The organism is Sphingomonas sp. 22176 (assembly GCF_052045505.1).
In the GTDB taxonomy this organism is placed as follows: Bacteria; Pseudomonadota; Alphaproteobacteria; order Sphingomonadales; family Sphingomonadaceae; genus Sphingomonas.
This window is the reverse complement of record NZ_JBQEPL010000001.1, coordinates 1484269-1499537: the sequence shown is the minus strand read 5'-3', so window position 1 is coordinate 1499537 and position 15269 is coordinate 1484269. Positions and strand designations below refer to the sequence as shown.

Below are 15269 nucleotides of genomic sequence, written 5' to 3'. Positions count from 1 at the left end.
GGCCGGAGTTCCGTCAGTGCCCTTCGAACGCGACGAGCGACGCGACCTGGATGCCGTCGCCGCGCAGCGCATCGGCGCCGCCCAGATCCGGCAGGTCGACGACGAACGAGGCCTGGACGACCTCGGCCCCCGCCTTGCGCAGCAGCCGCACCGCCGCGCGCGCCGTGCCGCCGGTGGCGACCAGGTCGTCGACCAGCAGCACGCGGGCGCCGGGCACCAGCGCATCGGCATGGATGGCGATCCGGTCGGTGCCATATTCGAGGGCATAATCCTCGGCGATCGTCGCGCCCGGCAGCTTGCCGTCCTTGCGGATCAGCAGCACGCCGGTACCGAGCCGCACCGCCAACGCCGCGCCGAACACGAAGCCGCGTGCCTCGACGCCGGCGACAAGGTCGATCTTGCCGTCGACCTGCGCCGCCATCTTCTCGATCGTCAGCCGCAGCCCCTCGGGATCGAGCAGCAGCGTGGTAATGTCGCGAAACAGGATCCCCGGCTTCGGAAAGTCGGGGATCGTGCGAATGCGACTACGGATGTCTTCGTTCTGCTGGGTGTCCATCAATGCTTCATGCCGCGCCAAACCGTGAGGTACGCGCCATAGGCGAGCCCGGTGGCAAACAGCAAGAAGATCACGACCGCCACGCCCGCCTGGTGGCGCGTCTGCAGCGTCGGTTCGGCGGTCCAGACGAGGAAGGCGGAGACGTCCTTCGCCATCTGGTCGACGGTGGCGAGCTTGCCGTCGTCATACTGGACCTGCCCGTCGCTCACCAGCGGCGGCGGCATCGCGATGTTGAGATTGGCGAAATAGGGGTTGAAGTGCATGCCCTCGGGCGTCTTCATCGCCTCCGGGAAGCGCGCCGCCACTGCAGGATCGGGCTTCTCGCCATAGCCGGTCAGCAGCGAATGGACATAGGCTGCGCCGTCATGCCGCGCCTTGGTGATCAGGCTGAGGTCCGGCGGGTTGCCGGTGCCGGCATAATAGACCTTGGGGATGCGATCCGACGGAATGTTGTCGCGCTCGCCCCAGGTGCCGGCCTTCTCGTCGAACACCGGCTGCTTGTTCGCCCATTCCTTGGCGATCTTCTTCACCTGGGCATCGCTGTACCCCAGGTCCTTGAGGTTGCGGAAGGCGATCATGTGCAGCGAGTGGCACGCCGCGCAGACTTCCTTGTACACCTTGAAGCCGCGCTGGAGTTGCGCCGTATCGAACTTGCCGAGCGGCCCGTTCGAGGGGAGGCTCAGTTCCTTCGGATGCTTGTGCAGCGCCTGCTCGGCGGTTTCCTTCGCCGGCTCCTTGATCACGCCGGTGATGCTGCCGATCAGGGCGAGCAGCAGCACGAAGACGAAGCCGGCACCGATCAGGAACTTGATCGAGCGGAAAAAGATCGACGTCATGGTCCCCGGCCCCCTTATGCCGTCGCCGCGGTGGCGGTGATGCGCGATCCGCCTTCATTCCCGAGCACCGCTTCGGTGATCGAGTTGGGCAGCGGGCGCGGCGTCTCGATCCGCGAGATGATCGGCACGATGATCAGGAAGTGCGCGAAATAATAGGCAGCGGCGATCTGGCTGATGATCACATACTTCGCCTCCGCCGGAGACCCGCCGCACCAGCCGAGGATCAGCACGTCGGCGACCAGCACCCAGAAGGCGATGCGGTACATCGGCCGGTAATTGGCCGAGCGCACCGGCGAGCGATCGAGCCAGGGCAGGAAGAACAGCAGCAGGATCGAGCCGAACATCGCCAGCACGCCCCACAGCTTCGCCGGCAGGATGAAGTCCGCGGTGAAGGCACGCAGGATCGCGTAGAAGGGCCAGAAATACCATTCGGGCACGATATGCGCCGGGGTCGAGAGCGGGTTGGCGACGATGTAGTTGTCCGGGTGGCCCAGATAATCCGGATAGAAGAAGATCAGGATCGAGAACAGGATCAGGAACACGCCCACCCCGAACCCGTCCTTGGCGGTGTAATAGGGGTGGAACGGGATCGTGTCCTGCTCGCCCTTCACCTCCACCCCGGTCGGGTTGTTCGAACCCGGGATGTGCAGCGCCCAGATGTGCAGGATGATCACGCCCGCGATCACGAAGGGCAGCAGATAGTGGAGCGAGAAGAAGCGGTTGAGCGTCGCATCGTCCGGCGCATAGCCGCCGAGCAGCCACACGCGGATCCAGTCGCCGACCACCGGGATCGCCGAGAAGAAGCCGGTGATCACCTGCGCCCCCCAGAAGCTCATCTGCCCCCAGGGGAGCACATAGCCCATGAAGGCGGTGGCCATCATCAGCAGGAAGATCACCACACCGAGCAGCCACACCATCTCGCGCGGCGCCTTGTACGAACCGTAGTGCAGGCCGCGGAAGATGTGGATGTACACCACGATGAAGAACATGCTGGCGCCGTTGGCGTGGGCGAAGCGCAGGAACCAGCCCGCGTTCACGTCCCGCATGATCGTGCCGTTCACCGATTCGAAGGCGCCGGCGGCCGAGCTGTGAAAGTGCATCGCCAGCACGATGCCGGTGACGATCTGGATTACTAGCGAAAGCCCGGCAAGGATGCCGAAATTCCAGAAGTAATTCAGGTTGCGCGGCACCGGATAGCCGGCGCCGATCGCGTTATAGACGAACCGCGGCAGCGGCAGCCGATCGTCCACCCATTTCATCACCGGGTTTTTCGGCTCGTAATGGCGCGCCCAGGGAAAGCTCATCCAGGTCTCTCCTCACCCGACTGTGACAACCGTGTCGGACGTGAAATTATATTTTGGTACTTCGAGATTCTTCGGTGCCGGCCCCTGGCGGATACGGCCGGCGGTATCATAGGCCGAGCCGTGGCACGGGCAGAAATAGCCGCCGAACGGTCCGCGATTCTCGCCCTCGCCCGCGCCCAGCGGCACGCAGCCGAGATGGGTGCACACGCCGAGCGTGATCAGCCAGTTCTTGTGGCCTTCCTTGGTGCGCTGGTCGAGCGTCTGCGGGTCGCGCAGGCTCGAGACCGGCACCGCATCCGCCTCGGCGATTTCCTTCGGGGTGAGGTTGCGCACGAACAGCGGCTGCTTGCGGAAGCTGGCCTTGATCGCCTGGCCGGGTTCGATCGCGGCGAGATTCACCTCGGTGGTCGACTGCGCCAGCACGTCGGCCGACGGATTCATCGAATTGACGAGCGGGAGCACCACCACGCCTGCGCCAACGGCCGCGACGGCCGGGGCGGCGTACAGCAGATAATCGCGACGGCGGGGATTCTCGAGGATTTCGCCGCCTGGGCCTACGGTCTGATCGGGAGTAACGCCTTCTTCAAACGTTGCCATGCTCTAGCCCTTGCACTTCGGGAACTCTTCCGCGCGAAAAACCGCGGAGAGGAACGCGGACGAAACGAAGCTCAGTGCCGGCCGGATTTCCGGTGGCGTTACAAGTTTGATAGACGGCACACTGCAGCTTTGCCAACAGGGTTTTTCATCTTCTCGTCTGCAAGGCCTTAATGTTGCACTGCAAAATGACTTCGCCTTCCACAATTCGCGTTGCGTTGTTCCAGCCTGAAATGGCTGGAAATGTCGGCACTATCTTGCGGCTGGCGGCATGCATGGGGGTGGCGGTGGACCTGATCGAACCTATGGGTTTTCCCTGGGGCGATCGCGCCCGCAAGCGCGCGGCGATGGACTATGAACCCGATACGGTCCGTCATGCCGACTGGAGCGCGTTCGCGGCGCGAATCCCCGGCCGGCTGGTGCTGTTCACCACCCGCGGCGGCACGCGCCTGCCCGAGGCGCGGTTCGCGCCCGGCGACACGCTGCTGTTCGGCGCCGAGAGCAGCGGCGTACCCGATTTCGTGCACGACCGCGCCGATACTACAGTGCGGATACCGCTCCGACCCGAACTCCGCTCCTTGAACCTCGCCGTCGCAACGGGCATCGGGCTGGCCGAGGCGCTACGCCAGACGGAGGGATTCCCGCAGTGATTGAGCTCGACGAACAGCAGCAGCGCGCCCGAACCTGGTTCGAAGGCCTGCGCGATTCGATCTGCGCCGAGTTCGAGGCGATCGAACGCGAGGCCGGCTCCGATGCGTCGTTCGAATACCTCGCCTGGGACCGCGTCGACGCGAGCGGCGCCCCCGGCGGCGGCGGCGTGCGCGGGGTGATGAAGGGTCGCGTGTTCGAGAAGGTGGGCGTCAACGTCTCCACCGTCGGCGGCGCCTTCGAGGGCGATTTCGCCAAGACTATCCACGGCGCGGGCGAGGACCCCAGCTTTTTCGCCACCGGCATCAGCCTGGTCGCGCACATGGCCAATCCGCATGTGCCCGCGGTCCATATGAACACGCGCTTCCTAACAACCACCAAGCGCTGGTTCGGCGGCGGCGCCGATCTCAATCCGCCCTTGCCCTACGACGAAGACACTGCCGACTTCCACGCCCGGCTGCAGGCCGCCTGCGACGCGCACGACCCTGCTTATTATCCGCGCTTCAAGGCTTGGGCCGACGACTATTTCTACATCCCCCACCGCAAGGTGCATCGCGGCGTGGGCGGCATCTTCTACGATCACCTCGAAGGCGATTGGGAGGCGGATTTCGCCTTTACCCAGGATGTCGGCCGCGCGTTCCTCGACATCTACCCCGCGCTGGTGCGGCGGCGGATGGACCAGCCGTTCGACGATGCCGATCGCCAGCGCCAGCTCGAATGGCGCGGCCGCTATGCCGAGTTCAACCTGATCTACGATCGCGGCACGCTGTTCGGCCTCAAGACCGGCGGCAATGTCGACGCGATCCTGATGAGCCTGCCGCCGATGGCCGCCTGGAGCTGACCCCATGGGCCTGCTGCCCGTCGCGAACGACCACCTCGCCACCATCGTCACCACGCTGGAGATGTGCGAACGGCCCAAGCCCGGGCCGGTGCCGCCCTCTCCGTTCCGGCTGGTCCATTGGCCGGCACCCGAGAGCGAGAAATATCGCGCGCTGTTCCGCCGGGTGGGTGGGCCGTGGCTGTGGTTCTCGCGGCTGGTGATGGACGAGGCGCGGCTGCGGTCGATTCTCGACGATCCGCAGGTCGCGGTCTACGCGGTGGTGGATCGCGCGGGCGTCGAGGTCGGCATGCTGGAGCTCGATTTCCGTGACAAGGCCACCTGCGAGCTTTCCTATGTCGGACTGGTGCCGGAGATCACCGGCAAGGGCCATGGCAGCTGGCTGATGGCGCAGGCGCTGGCCTTTGCCTGGCGCAAGGACGTGACCCGCGTCTGGGTGCACACCTGCACGCTGGACCACCCCGCCGCGCTCGGCTTCTACCGCCGCCACGGCTTCGTGCCGACCAAGCGCACGATCGAGACCTTTCCCGATCCGCGCCTGCTCGGCGCGCTACCCGCGGAGGCGGCGCCTCACATCCCCTGCCTCGGCTCGGTCGCGCGATAGGCGGCGACGCGCAGGATCACCAGCGCCGTCCACACGCCCGCGCCGATCACCGACAACAGTAGATAGCCGAGGAACTCCGGCACCGCGCCGCCGCCCGCCGCGGTCGCGAGCAGCCCGGTGAAGACGCTTACAACCGCCATCGCGCCAATGCCCCCGGCAAAGACCATCGCCGCGACCAGCAGGAAGAGCAGCCCGGCAAGGCCGCTGCTGCGCACCCAACCCTGCTTGAACGCCTCGCCCAGCCCCGCCTCGGGCTTGGCGGCATAGGCCGGCGCCGCCAGCCAGGTTCGCGCGAACAGGAAGAGCCCCGGCGCGACAAACAACGAGAAGCCGAGCTGGAAGCCGATGCTCACTGCCACTTCCAGCACCAGGAACGGGAACAGCCGCCGCAGCGCCGCCTTCATCACTTGCCCCAGCGTCTGCCCCTGCCCGCGCAGATAGAGGCTGAACAGCGCCAGGATGCCGTAATCGACCGCCAGATAGGCCAGCGCGATCGGCACGATATTGGCCTCGACGAACTTCTGGTAGAAGGCGAGCAGCACCGCCTGATCGGAAAGCGACTCCAGATCGGGTGCGCCCTGCACCATCAGCAGCAGGATGCCGAGGCTCGGCAGCAGGAAGAACAGCCCCGCGACCGGCAGCACCAGCGTCCGCTCACGCTGCCAGAGGGTCTTTGCATCGGCGAACAGGCCGGCCAGGCGCAGCGTCATGCCGCCCACACCGAATCACGCGTCGTCAGCGCGACGTAGAGCCGGCCCTGGAATGCCGCGAGCAGCAGCATCACCACGGCCTGCACGCTGGCGGTAACGATGGTGGTGAGCACCATCGCGGTGGTGAGGCCCGGCGCATTGCCGAAGAACAGGGCAAAGACGCTGCCGAACACCAGCTTCGCGGCGAGCTGCGCGACCCCGCCGATCAGCGCGAACAGCAGCAACAGGCCGAAGATCCGCCAGCCATGCCCGCGGGTGAGCGCCCAGGAACGACCGATCGCGCCGAACAGCGCGCCCTCGCGCAGCACCACCGTGCTGACCAGCAACAGCCGCGTGAACAGGAAAAAGAAGGCAAGGATCAGCACCAGCCCCCATAGCGCGACCATGCTCGAGGTCTGCGGGTCGACGACGATGTTCGCCCCCTGCCCCGCGGCGATCGCCAACACGTTATAGCCACGCGCGGCGAGGATCAGCGGCACGGGCAGCGTGGCAATCGCCGCGGCAATACCGATCACGATCGCGACAAGCAGCGCCGCCGGCAAGCGCCGCGCCGCCACCCGCCCCGCATCCGCCAGGCTCCCCGCGCCGGTCGCCAGCGCGATCACGGTGAGCGAGCCCCAGAAGGAGAGGATCGACAGCAGGACGGCCAGCGCCCCGGCCGAGAGGCGCACGCCCGGGCTCGCCGTCACGGCTGCGGCGGAGGCGCAGCTGCTGAGCACGCTCGGCACGACGAACGCCGCCAGCGCCAGCGGCACCAGCGCGCCGAGATGCTCCCCGACGAACGCCGTCGTTCGATCCCAGACGATGCTCATTTTTGCCATGCGGCGAAGTCCTTGCGTGAGGGACCCGGGGTGTTAGCCGGGGGGCACCGCCTTGCCAATGCTTGCCTTGGGGCACGGAAGGGCGCAAGCGGCGGCGATCATGCACGAAACCATCGAATGGCGGGTCGAGCCCCGGCCGATCGACTATGCCGAAGCCCATGCCGCAATGGAGGCGCGCGCCGCCGCCGTAACCGCGCACACGGCGCCGGAACTGGTCTGGCTGCTCGAGCATCCGCCCGTCTACACCGCCGGCACCAGCGCCGATCCCGCCGAGATGCTGGATCCGCGCTTCCCGGTCCACCGCACCGGACGCGGCGGCCGCTACACCTATCACGGCCCCGGCCAGCGCATCGGCTATGTCGTGCTCGATCTGCGCGAGCGGCTGCGCGACGTGCGCAACTATGTCCATGCGATCGAAGGATGGGTAATCGCGGCGCTCGGCGAATGCGACATCGAGGCGTTCCGCGCGCCCGGGCGGATCGGCATCTGGACGCTCGATCGCGGGGTGGAGGCAAAGATCGGGGCGATCGGCGTGCGAATCCGCCAGTGGGTGACCCTGCACGGATTCGCGATCAACCTCGATCCCGATCTGACCCACTTTACCGGCATCGTACCCTGCGGAATCGCCGAATTCCCGGTCACCAGCGCCGCCAAACTGGGCAAACCGATTGCGACGGACCGCTTCGATCAGGCCCTACAGGCCACATTTTTGCCATTTTTGGACGCTCTGGATCGCGCGGGATAAATTCGAGTCTTGAGGGTGTCCCCCGAACCGTCTAATGTCCAGCACGGTTTGGGTATTAACGGCGCACAAGCGTCGTCCAAATCCATTATCTAGGGAGCTATTACATGCGTGCAGTCCTTTCGAAGATCGTTGCTGGCTCGATGATCGCCGGCGCGGCCCTCCTGGCTTCGGCTTGCAGCAGCAACACCGAGACCAACGTCAACAACACCACCGAAGTCGTGGCTCCGGAAAACACCACCGACGCTTCGGTCACCAACGTTGACGTCGCTGCTCCGGCTGACAACGGCGCGATGGTCGACAACGGCACGATGAACGCTTCGAACGCGATGTAATCATCGCGCTTCGGCGTACGTTACGAAAGGGCCGCCCGGGCAACCGGGCGGCCCTTCTCGTTTCGGCGCCGGCCCCGCCCTGCACCCCACGGATCGTCGTGTTTGGAAAAAAGGGGCTTGGGCGACGAATCGAAACGCCCTAACGAACATCTCTCATAGCGGTATCAAGAGGATGGGATGCTCGGTCGGCGTATCACTTTGGGCATGGCTGCCCTCGCGGCAATGTGCGTTTCGGCGCCTGCTTCGGCGCAATTCTTCTTCAAACCGGTGGACCTGTCCGGTCCGCCCGTAACCGGCGCCGAGCCCGGCATGATCGCCCAGGCACTGCCCGGCGCCACGCCTGCGGAATATCGGGCGGCGTTGGTGTGGAGCCTCCGCGCCGCGCTCAACGTTGCTGCACTGCAATGCAAGTTCGAGCCGACGCTGCTTGCGGACGACAACTATGTCGCAGCCCGCAAAGATCACGAGGAAGAGTTCAATAAAGCATATGATACGCTTGAGAAATATTTCCTAAAAACGACGAAGACGAAAAAGGCCGCACAGAACGCGCTCGACGTGTTTTCAACCCGCGTCTATTCGAGCTTTTCGACTGTCTCCGGACAGCTGTCTTTCTGCCAGACGACTGCCTCAATCGGCCAAGACGTGGTGTTCGCGCCGCGCGGCACCGTGGGCGACGTGGCGGTGAAGCGGATGCGCGAGCTGCGCGAGAGCCTCAAGGCTTGGGGCGAGCAGCATTTCCGCACCCGCCGCGTGGTCTTCGTCTGGCCGGTCCTGCGCCCGCTGCCGCAGTTCGGCAACGAGAAATGTTGGCGCAAGGGCGAGTATCAGGCCCGCAAATGCGGTTCCTTGGGCTGAATCAATCCTCAACGGATTTAAATGACGAGGGGTGGCCGCCGCGCCACCCCTTCTTTTTTGCTCAGCGCAGGCCGAGCAGCTTGTGCGTCTGGAGGGTGAGCCGCCAGCGCGGCCGCTCCATCGCCACCGCGATCGCGGCGCGGGTGTTCGCCTCCGCCTCGGCGCTGTCCATCGGCTGGATCAGGAAATGGGCGAAGTCCCAGCCTTCGATCGCCTCCAGGTCGGTACCCGCCTGCGGCCAGACCAGCTTGAGCTCGTCGCCGCGTCGCTGGACGACTTCGCTACCGGCCTTGGGGCTGATGCACACCCAGTCGATGCCGGGATGCACCGGCAGCGTGCCGTTGCTCTCGATCGCGATGCGGAAGCCGCGGGCATGCAGCGCCTCGACCAGCGCATCGTCGATCTGGAGCATCGGCTCCCCACCGGTCAGCACCACGAAGCGCTTGTCGTGGCCGGGTCCCCAATGGCCCTCGACTGCCGACACCAGCGCCCCGGCATCCGCGAAGCGCCCGCCGCCAAGCCCATCGATCCCGACGAAATCGGTGTCGCAGAAGCGGCACACCGCCGTCGCGCGATCCTCCTCGCGGCCGGACCAGAGGTTGCAGCCGGCGAAGCGGACGAACACCGCCCGCGCGCCGGCATTGACGCCCTCTCCCTGCAGGGTGAGGAACATCTCCTTGACGGCATAGCTCATGGGTGGGTGGCGTAGCGGGTCGGATCGGGCAGCCCGGCTTCCTCGAACCCGCGCGAGCGCAGCCGGCAACTGTCGCACAGCCCGCAGTGCAGCCCCTCGGGCGTCGGATCGTAGCAGGACCAGCTGAGCCCGGCATCGAGCCCCAGCCGCGCCGCCTCGCGAACGATATCGGCCTTGCTCATGTTCTGGAGCGGCGCCTGGATGCGGAAGGGCTCGCCCTCCACGCCCGCCTTGGTCGCCAGCTCGGCCAGTTTCTCGAAGCCGGCGATGAATTCGGGCCGGCAGTCCGGATAGCCCGAATAGTCGAGCGCGTTGACGCCGATATACAGGTCGCGCGCCCCCGCCGCCTCGGCCCAGCCGAGCGCGAGGCTGAGGAAGATCGTGTTGCGCGCCGGCACATAGGTGACCGGGATGTCGCTGCCGACACCGGTTTTGGGCACGTCGATATCGGCGGTGAGCGCCGAACCGCCGAACGCGCGCAGGTCCAGCGGCAGCACGACATGGCGCTCGGCGCCGAGCAGCGCGGCGATCTTGGCAGCGGCTTCCAGCTCGACCTTGTGGCGCTGGTTATAGTCGATCGACAGGGCGAGCAGGCGGTGGCCGTCCTCGCGGGCACGCGCGGCGGAGACCATGGAATCGAGTCCGCCCGATACCAGGGCGATGGCAATGCTTTGAGTCATCGGCGGCATGTAGGCGCTTTCGCCGGCAAAAAAATGGCCGCCCCCGAAGGGACGGCCGGAAAGGATAGAAATGGGAAAACCAAACCAGGGAGAGACACCTCCCTGGGGACCTCATCTTTCTATCCGCAACCGGTTAACGAATGGTAACCAAGCCGATCAGGAACAGTCCCCGATACGCTTGGCGTCATAGGTTTCCGCAAAGGGCTGGCCGTCGATCACGCCCTGCATCTCCACGGTCACCTGGCGCGGCGTGTCGGTAGTGATGCGGGTGAGCATCGTGCCATGGCCGGTGCAGACGCTGCGCACCGTCGCGCGGCTGGCAGCGCTTTCCATCACCACATTCTGGCACGGCGTGGTGACCTTTTCGGGGCGGAGAATCTGATACGGATCGCGCACGCACATCACGCGCTCGCTACCCTCGCTATCGCGCACCGCCCATTTGCCTTTCTGGATGAGGTTGATAGCCGGCACGTCCACCGGCCGCGCCGTCGCCCCGGCCCCCGGCCGCTGCTGGGCCGACGCACCCGTCGTCACCAGCGCCAACCCGGCCACCGCCATCCACACCACGCGTTTGTTCACCCGTTTCAACTCCCGTTCGGGGACGTCACCGCTCCCGCGGCACCGTCCACCGATTGCCATATCATAGGAGGATTACGGCTTTACAACGACGGCGGAACGAAATCGGCGAGCGCCACCGGGAACTGCTTGGAGCAGAAGGCGCAGTCGACCTTGATCACGCCGCCGTCGTCGGCCATCGCCGCGCGCTCTTCCTCGGGGAATTTGGCGAGCACCTGCTGGATATAGTCCGCCCCGCAGCGGCAGCCGCGCGACAGATCATGCCCGGCGAGCATGCGCACCTCGCTCTCCTCGTTGAACAGGCGCCACACCAGCCCTTCCAGCGAAATCGCCGGATCGGCCAGTTCGTCGGCGCCCATCGTGCCGCCCAGCGCCTCGACATGCTGCCATTCGGGATGGTCGAGCCGCACGTGCAGCCGCTCGCGCCCCACCTCGCCTTCGGGCAGATGCTGGAGGAACAGGCCGCCGGCGACGATCTTGCCGGTTTCCTTGTCCTTGTGCACGCCCAGGCGCACCAGCGTCGGGATCTGTTCGGACTGAAGGAAGTAGCTTTGTGCCGCCTCGGCGATCGAGGTGCCTTCCAGCGGGACGATGCCCTGATAGCGTTCGTTGGTGAGCGCCTGGTCGAAGGTCACCGCCAGATAGCCGCCGTTGAACAGCGCGCTGAGCGACGGGTTCTTGCCGAGCCGGCTCAGCCGCGTGGCATCGAACTGCACATAGCCGCGCAGCTCGCCATTCTTGTAGTCGCACACCATCAGGCTGACGATGCCGCGCTGGGTCTGCGCCTGCAGCGTCATCTGCCCCTCGGCATCCTTGAGCGTGCTGCCGAGTAGCGCGGTGAGGGTCAGCGCCTCGGCCAGCAGCTTCTCGATCGGCGCGGGATAGGCGTGGGCCGAGAGGATCTCGTTCAGCACCGGCCCCAGCCGCGTGACGCGGCCGCGGACATGGCGCTCTGGGATGGCAAAGCCGGTCACGCGATCGAGATCGGCGGCGGGAACGGGGTGAGTCACGATACGTCTCCGGCATTCGTTTGCGGCCGCGAGAAGTCCGGGTGACTCCGCGCGTTCCGACGAACGCATTTTCTGGGTTCGGAGGTGTAAATAGGGGTTTGGCGGCCGGAAACAATGTGGGCCGTGCCGGCAGGCCGTCGCCGCAGCGAGGCCGCGCGCGGGCGACGCGCAGCAAAGGGTTGCGCGCATCGCTGGATACGACAAGGGGAACGCCTGCGCGCTCCCCTGTTCGTCAGGACTTCAGCGTGGTCATCTCGACCGGCTTGCCCTTGGTGCTGGGATTGGACGCGTTCTGCTTCGGTGCCTTTTCGGCCTTCGGCTTGCGCGCTTCCTTGTTCGACTTCTTCTGGCTCTTGGCCATAGCTACTCCTGTGGCTTGCGCCGTCGCGACCCTAGGGCCGCGATCGGATCAGCGGGCGCGCTTGTTGGCCTTGCGGGCTGCGTAGCGCGCATCGCGTGCCGCCTTGCGATCCGCCTCGGTGGGTGCCGGGACGGCGGCCGCGGCTTCTAGCGCGCGGATCGCTTCCGCCTTGCTCTCGCGCTTGGCAGCAGCGAGGGCCTCGCGCTCGGCGAGGGCCGCTGCGCGCTTTTCGGCGTTGGCCATTTCGGCCGCCAGACGACGCTCCTTGGCTGCTGCCAGGGCATCGGCATCGGCGACGGGCCTTGCCCGCAGCATCGCCAGCGCCCGGCTCTTCGCCGTAGCCGACGCGCTCGCGCGCTCCTGAAATCCTGGTGCTGTGTATGCTACCATGGTCTTACAGACTCCCCATACGCGTCGGCACGCGAACGACGGCGCCGGTGATCACCTTGCGGCCATAGGCCTTGGCGATGATCGCCGTATCGGCGGCGCTGTTCATCACAACGCGCGTGCCGCCGGACTGCAGCGTCTCGATCGCGCTGATGACGATGCTGCGCTTGGCGCAGGTCGCGACGACATGCTCTTTCGCGGCGCTGACGTTGATTGCTCTGGACATGACGTCCTCCATTTCCTGAAGCAGGGGGTTCCCGCTCGATCCAAATGGAAACGGGCGAGCATGTGCATGCCCGCCCGATCCGCGGTGCTTCAGGCCGACTGAAGATTGACGGCCGAGGTCTTGCCCCGACGGTCCGTCTCCAGCTCGTAGGAAACGCGCTGGTCCTTATCGAGCGTGTGCATGCCTGCGCGCTCGACGGCCGAGATGTGAACGAAGGCGTCGCCGCCGCCGGTTTCCGGCGCGATAAAGCCATAGCCCTTGTCGTTATTGAAGAATTTTACGGTTCCGGTGATCATATGGGCATCCTTTGTCCCAGGCATGACGGGCATGCGCCAACAGCGGCGCATCCCGGCTTCGGTGAGGCTAGAAAGGGACAAAGGGAGGAGCCTAAGCGGCCCAATATCCGTCGCATGCGACGTCAGCGCTATTCATATGGGGTGCCCGACAAGGATTGTTAGGGTCTGCACCACATTTTTTGCAGGACCCCGTCGATTATTTGGCAGTTCGAGCGGATACGGGCGGCTGCGCCGTTCATCTCGACATCCGGCGCGCGCCAATATTTGAAGATTTACGTAGTTTAACGGCTGCGTGCGAACCACGGCGCGCATCTCCTTCTATGAAGGGAAGATGAAGCTCCCTGCCGTCTCCTTCTCCGCCCTGGCGTCGATGGCGCCGCCGCGCAGCACCGGCGCCGGCGCCCCGACCGGCGCCTCGGCCGATACAGTCTCTTCCAAGCAGGAGGAGATGGCCGCGCGCAAGTTGCAGCAGGCGAAGGACGCCGTCGCAACCCTCAAGGCGGTCAAGACCAAGACGGACGACGACCAGAAAGCGCGCGCGGCGCAGAAGGTGAAGGAGCTGAAGGCGCGGCTCCAAGCGCTGAAAATGATCTACGCGGGCGACCCCAAGAAGCTGGCCCGCGCCGCCGCGCAGATCGCGCGCGAACTGGCCGGGGCGGTGAAGAGCTATACCAGCGCCGGCGGCAGCCCCGCAGAGCTGGGCGGCACGGACTCGGGCGATGCTTCGTCCGCCGGGGCGGCGCCGGCAGGCGAGACCAAGGCGGAAGGCGCGGATGCCGGCGAAGCGACGCCCGCTGTCGAGACCGCCGAGAAGGACAAGGCGGCGGCCGACGGCGACGCGGCCAAGCCCGAAGCAGCGACAGCGGGCGCGACCCAGTCGGTCGACGCCAAGCGCGCCGCCGATGCCGAGCGCGCCAAGGCCGAGGACGAGTTCAAGAACGATGCCCGCGCGCTCGCCCGCGAGCTCAAGGCTGCACTCCGCCGCAAGGACCACAAGCATCGCGACGACAGCCCCGGCGATGCCAGCGACAAGCAATCGGGGGAGCAGGCGCTGGCCTCGGTCGAGCAGGCGGTCGGCGCGCTGCCGATGGCCGATGTCGCCGCAGTGAGCGCGCTGGCGGGTATTTGAACCAGCACCCCCCCCCGCCAGGGGGAGGTGGCGCGCACCGCGCGACGGAAGGGGAGGTCAGCGACCAACCAGCCGCCGTGCTTCCTCCCCCTCCGTCAGGCTGCGCCTGACACCTCCCTTGGCGGGGGAGGATCAGGCTTGCTTCAAAGCTGCCCGAAGCACCAGCGCAGGACGGACTTCTGCGCGTGCAGCCGGTTCTCGGCCTCGGGCCAGATCAGCGATTGCGGGCCGTCGATCACCGCATCGGTCACTTCCTCGCCGCGGTGCGCGGGCAGGCAGTGGAGGAAGCGGGCGTCGGGCTTGGCCGCGGCCATCAGCGCCTCGTCGACCTGGAAGGGCATCATCGCCTTGAGTTTGGTCTCGGCATGGGCCTGGCCCATCGAGATCCAGGTATCGGTGACGATGATGTCGGCGCCTTCCACCGCTTCGCGCGCGGTACCGACCACGCGGGCGCGGCCACGCCCACGGGCGACGTCGGCGTCGCTCGGCTGATAGCCCTGCGGGCAGGCGGCGACGACGTCGAACTGCATCAGCCCGCCGGCTTCCATGATCGAGGCGAGCACGTTGTTGCCGTCGCCCAGCCAGGCGACCTTCAGGCCGGGCAGCGCCTTGCCGTTCTCGAGGATGGTCAGCAGGTCCGCCATGATCTGGCAGGGGTGCGAGGCATCGGTGAGGCCGTTGATCACCGGCACGCTGGCGTGCTTTGCCATGTCGAGCACCTTCTGGTGATCGTCGGTGCGGATCATGATCGCGTCGACATAGCCCGAGAGCACGCGCGCGGTGTCGGCGATGCTCTCGCCGCGGCCGAGCTGCATCGAGCCGGCGTCCATCACGATGCTGGTGCCGCCGAGCTGGCGGATCGCCATATCGAACGACACGCGGGTGCGGGTGCTGTTCTTCTCGAAGATCATCGCGAGCACGTGGCCGGCGAGCGGCGCGTCGGCATCCGGCTTGCCCTTGGGCCAGCCGGCGCGCGCGGTCTTGCGGGCCATCGCGTCGTTGAGCATCGCCGCGATCGCGTCGGGGCCGGCATCGGTGAGATCGATAAAGTGGCGCATCTTGGTAGC

General features: G+C 66.3%; 22 protein-coding genes. 7 read left to right on the top strand and 15 right to left on the bottom strand.

The window, feature by feature from the left end; all coding sequences use genetic code 11:
* Positions 1-13 precede the first annotated feature (13 nt).
* From ACTJKY_RS07275 to petA, 4 genes are read right to left on the bottom strand one after another with little or no spacing between them, the layout of a single operon-like run.
* The gene (locus ACTJKY_RS07275) at positions 14-556 is read right to left on the bottom strand and encodes an adenine phosphoribosyltransferase (RefSeq protein ID WP_440845067.1); all 543 of its coding nucleotides are present in this window, start codon (positions 554-556) and stop codon (positions 14-16) included.
* Positions 556-1392, bottom strand: coding sequence for a cytochrome c1 (locus ACTJKY_RS07270; RefSeq protein ID WP_440845065.1), 837 nt, complete (start codon positions 1390-1392; stop codon positions 556-558). Before ACTJKY_RS07270 ends, ACTJKY_RS07275 begins: the two co-directional genes overlap by 1 nt.
* A 14-nt stretch (positions 1393-1406) precedes the next feature.
* Positions 1407-2696 (bottom strand): cytochrome b, encoded by a 1290-nt coding sequence (locus ACTJKY_RS07265; protein WP_440845064.1) that lies wholly within the window; start codon positions 2694-2696, stop codon positions 1407-1409.
* Between the two features lie 12 nt (positions 2697-2708).
* Positions 2709-3293: a ubiquinol-cytochrome c reductase iron-sulfur subunit gene (gene petA / locus ACTJKY_RS07260; protein ID WP_440845063.1), complete on the bottom strand. Its 585-nt coding sequence runs from the start codon at positions 3291-3293 to the stop codon at positions 2709-2711.
* A 203-nt stretch (positions 3294-3496) separates the two neighbouring features.
* Between petA and ACTJKY_RS07255 the strand changes: the two genes are divergently transcribed.
* The 3 genes from ACTJKY_RS07255 to ACTJKY_RS07245 are packed head-to-tail and all read left to right on the top strand — an operon-like array spanning position 3497 to position 5380.
* Positions 3497-3940 (top strand): tRNA (cytidine(34)-2'-O)-methyltransferase, encoded by a 444-nt coding sequence (locus tag ACTJKY_RS07255; RefSeq protein ID WP_440845244.1) that lies wholly within the window; start codon positions 3497-3499, stop codon positions 3938-3940.
* Positions 3937-4779 (top strand): oxygen-dependent coproporphyrinogen oxidase, encoded by an 843-nt coding sequence (gene hemF / locus ACTJKY_RS07250; RefSeq protein WP_440845062.1) that lies wholly within the window; start codon positions 3937-3939, stop codon positions 4777-4779. The genes ACTJKY_RS07255 and hemF overlap by 4 nt, the downstream gene beginning before the upstream one ends.
* 4 nt (positions 4780-4783) lie before the next feature.
* Entirely contained in the window at positions 4784-5380 is a 597-nt protein-coding gene (locus ACTJKY_RS07245) for a GNAT family N-acetyltransferase (RefSeq protein ID WP_440845061.1), read from the top strand.
* Here the strand turns inward: ACTJKY_RS07245 and ACTJKY_RS07240 are convergent.
* Together ACTJKY_RS07240 and ACTJKY_RS07235 are read right to left on the bottom strand one after the other, a co-directional pair.
* Positions 5347-6090, bottom strand: a complete 744-nt coding sequence (locus tag ACTJKY_RS07240) for a hypothetical protein (protein WP_440845060.1) — start codon at positions 6088-6090, stop codon at positions 5347-5349. The two genes, ACTJKY_RS07245 and ACTJKY_RS07240, sit on opposite strands and share 34 nt — an antisense overlap.
* Positions 6087-6911 carry a hypothetical protein gene (locus ACTJKY_RS07235; RefSeq protein ID WP_440845059.1) on the bottom strand — a complete coding sequence of 275 codons (825 nt, stop codon included), beginning with the start codon at positions 6909-6911 and terminating at the stop codon, positions 6087-6089. The genes ACTJKY_RS07240 and ACTJKY_RS07235 overlap by 4 nt, the downstream gene beginning before the upstream one ends.
* Before the next feature lie 100 nt (positions 6912-7011).
* Here ACTJKY_RS07235 and lipB point away from each other — a divergent pair, with 100 nt between their 5' ends.
* The 3 genes from lipB (at position 7012) to ACTJKY_RS07220 (ending at position 8843) form a co-directional block, all read left to right on the top strand.
* Positions 7012-7656, top strand: coding sequence for a lipoyl(octanoyl) transferase LipB (lipB, locus tag ACTJKY_RS07230; protein ID WP_440845058.1), 645 nt, complete (start codon positions 7012-7014; stop codon positions 7654-7656).
* Positions 7657-7760: 104 nt separating this feature from the next.
* Positions 7761-7988, top strand: a complete 228-nt coding sequence (locus ACTJKY_RS07225) for a hypothetical protein (protein WP_440845057.1) — start codon at positions 7761-7763, stop codon at positions 7986-7988.
* Between the two features lie 204 nt (positions 7989-8192).
* Positions 8193-8843: a hypothetical protein gene (locus tag ACTJKY_RS07220; RefSeq protein ID WP_440845055.1), complete on the top strand. Its 651-nt coding sequence runs from the start codon at positions 8193-8195 to the stop codon at positions 8841-8843.
* A gap of 61 nt (positions 8844-8904) precedes the next feature.
* On the opposite strand, the gene queE is transcribed toward ACTJKY_RS07220, so the two are convergent.
* The 8 genes from queE to ACTJKY_RS07180 all read right to left on the bottom strand — a co-directional run bounded on the left by queE (position 8905) and on the right by ACTJKY_RS07180 (position 13073).
* Entirely contained in the window at positions 8905-9537 is a 633-nt protein-coding gene (gene queE / locus ACTJKY_RS07215; protein ID WP_440845054.1) for a 7-carboxy-7-deazaguanine synthase, read from the bottom strand.
* Positions 9534-10226 (bottom strand): 7-cyano-7-deazaguanine synthase QueC, encoded by a 693-nt coding sequence (gene queC, locus ACTJKY_RS07210; RefSeq protein WP_315383801.1) that lies wholly within the window; start codon positions 10224-10226, stop codon positions 9534-9536. The genes queE and queC overlap by 4 nt, the downstream gene beginning before the upstream one ends.
* Positions 10227-10373: 147 nt before the next feature.
* Positions 10374-10796 (bottom strand): DUF3617 family protein, encoded by a 423-nt coding sequence (locus ACTJKY_RS07205; RefSeq protein ID WP_440845053.1) that lies wholly within the window; start codon positions 10794-10796, stop codon positions 10374-10376.
* Between the two features lie 80 nt (positions 10797-10876).
* Positions 10877-11803 (bottom strand): Hsp33 family molecular chaperone HslO, encoded by a 927-nt coding sequence (locus ACTJKY_RS07200; protein WP_440845052.1) that lies wholly within the window; start codon positions 11801-11803, stop codon positions 10877-10879.
* A 232-nt stretch (positions 11804-12035) separates the two neighbouring features.
* Complete coding sequence (locus ACTJKY_RS07195; RefSeq protein WP_277600124.1) at positions 12036-12164, bottom strand: hypothetical protein; 129 nt, start codon at positions 12162-12164, stop codon at positions 12036-12038.
* A gap of 48 nt (positions 12165-12212) precedes the next feature.
* The gene (locus tag ACTJKY_RS07190; RefSeq protein WP_440845051.1) at positions 12213-12554 is read right to left on the bottom strand and encodes a DUF6481 family protein; all 342 of its coding nucleotides are present in this window, start codon (positions 12552-12554) and stop codon (positions 12213-12215) included.
* 4 nt (positions 12555-12558) lie between these two features.
* On the bottom strand, positions 12559-12777 hold the full coding sequence (locus ACTJKY_RS07185) for a hypothetical protein (protein ID WP_440845050.1): 219 nt from the start codon (positions 12775-12777) through the stop codon (positions 12559-12561).
* Between the two features lie 89 nt (positions 12778-12866).
* Positions 12867-13073 (bottom strand): cold-shock protein, encoded by a 207-nt coding sequence (locus ACTJKY_RS07180; protein ID WP_093294641.1) that lies wholly within the window; start codon positions 13071-13073, stop codon positions 12867-12869.
* Positions 13074-13404: 331 nt separating this feature from the next.
* Between ACTJKY_RS07180 and ACTJKY_RS07175 the strand changes: the two genes are divergently transcribed.
* Complete coding sequence (locus tag ACTJKY_RS07175) at positions 13405-14202, top strand: hypothetical protein (protein WP_440845049.1); 798 nt, start codon at positions 13405-13407, stop codon at positions 14200-14202.
* Between the two features lie 143 nt (positions 14203-14345).
* On the opposite strand, the gene argF is transcribed toward ACTJKY_RS07175, so the two are convergent.
* Positions 14346-15260 (bottom strand): ornithine carbamoyltransferase, encoded by a 915-nt coding sequence (argF, locus tag ACTJKY_RS07170; RefSeq protein WP_440845048.1) that lies wholly within the window; start codon positions 15258-15260, stop codon positions 14346-14348.
* Positions 15261-15269: the final 9 nt, after the last annotated feature.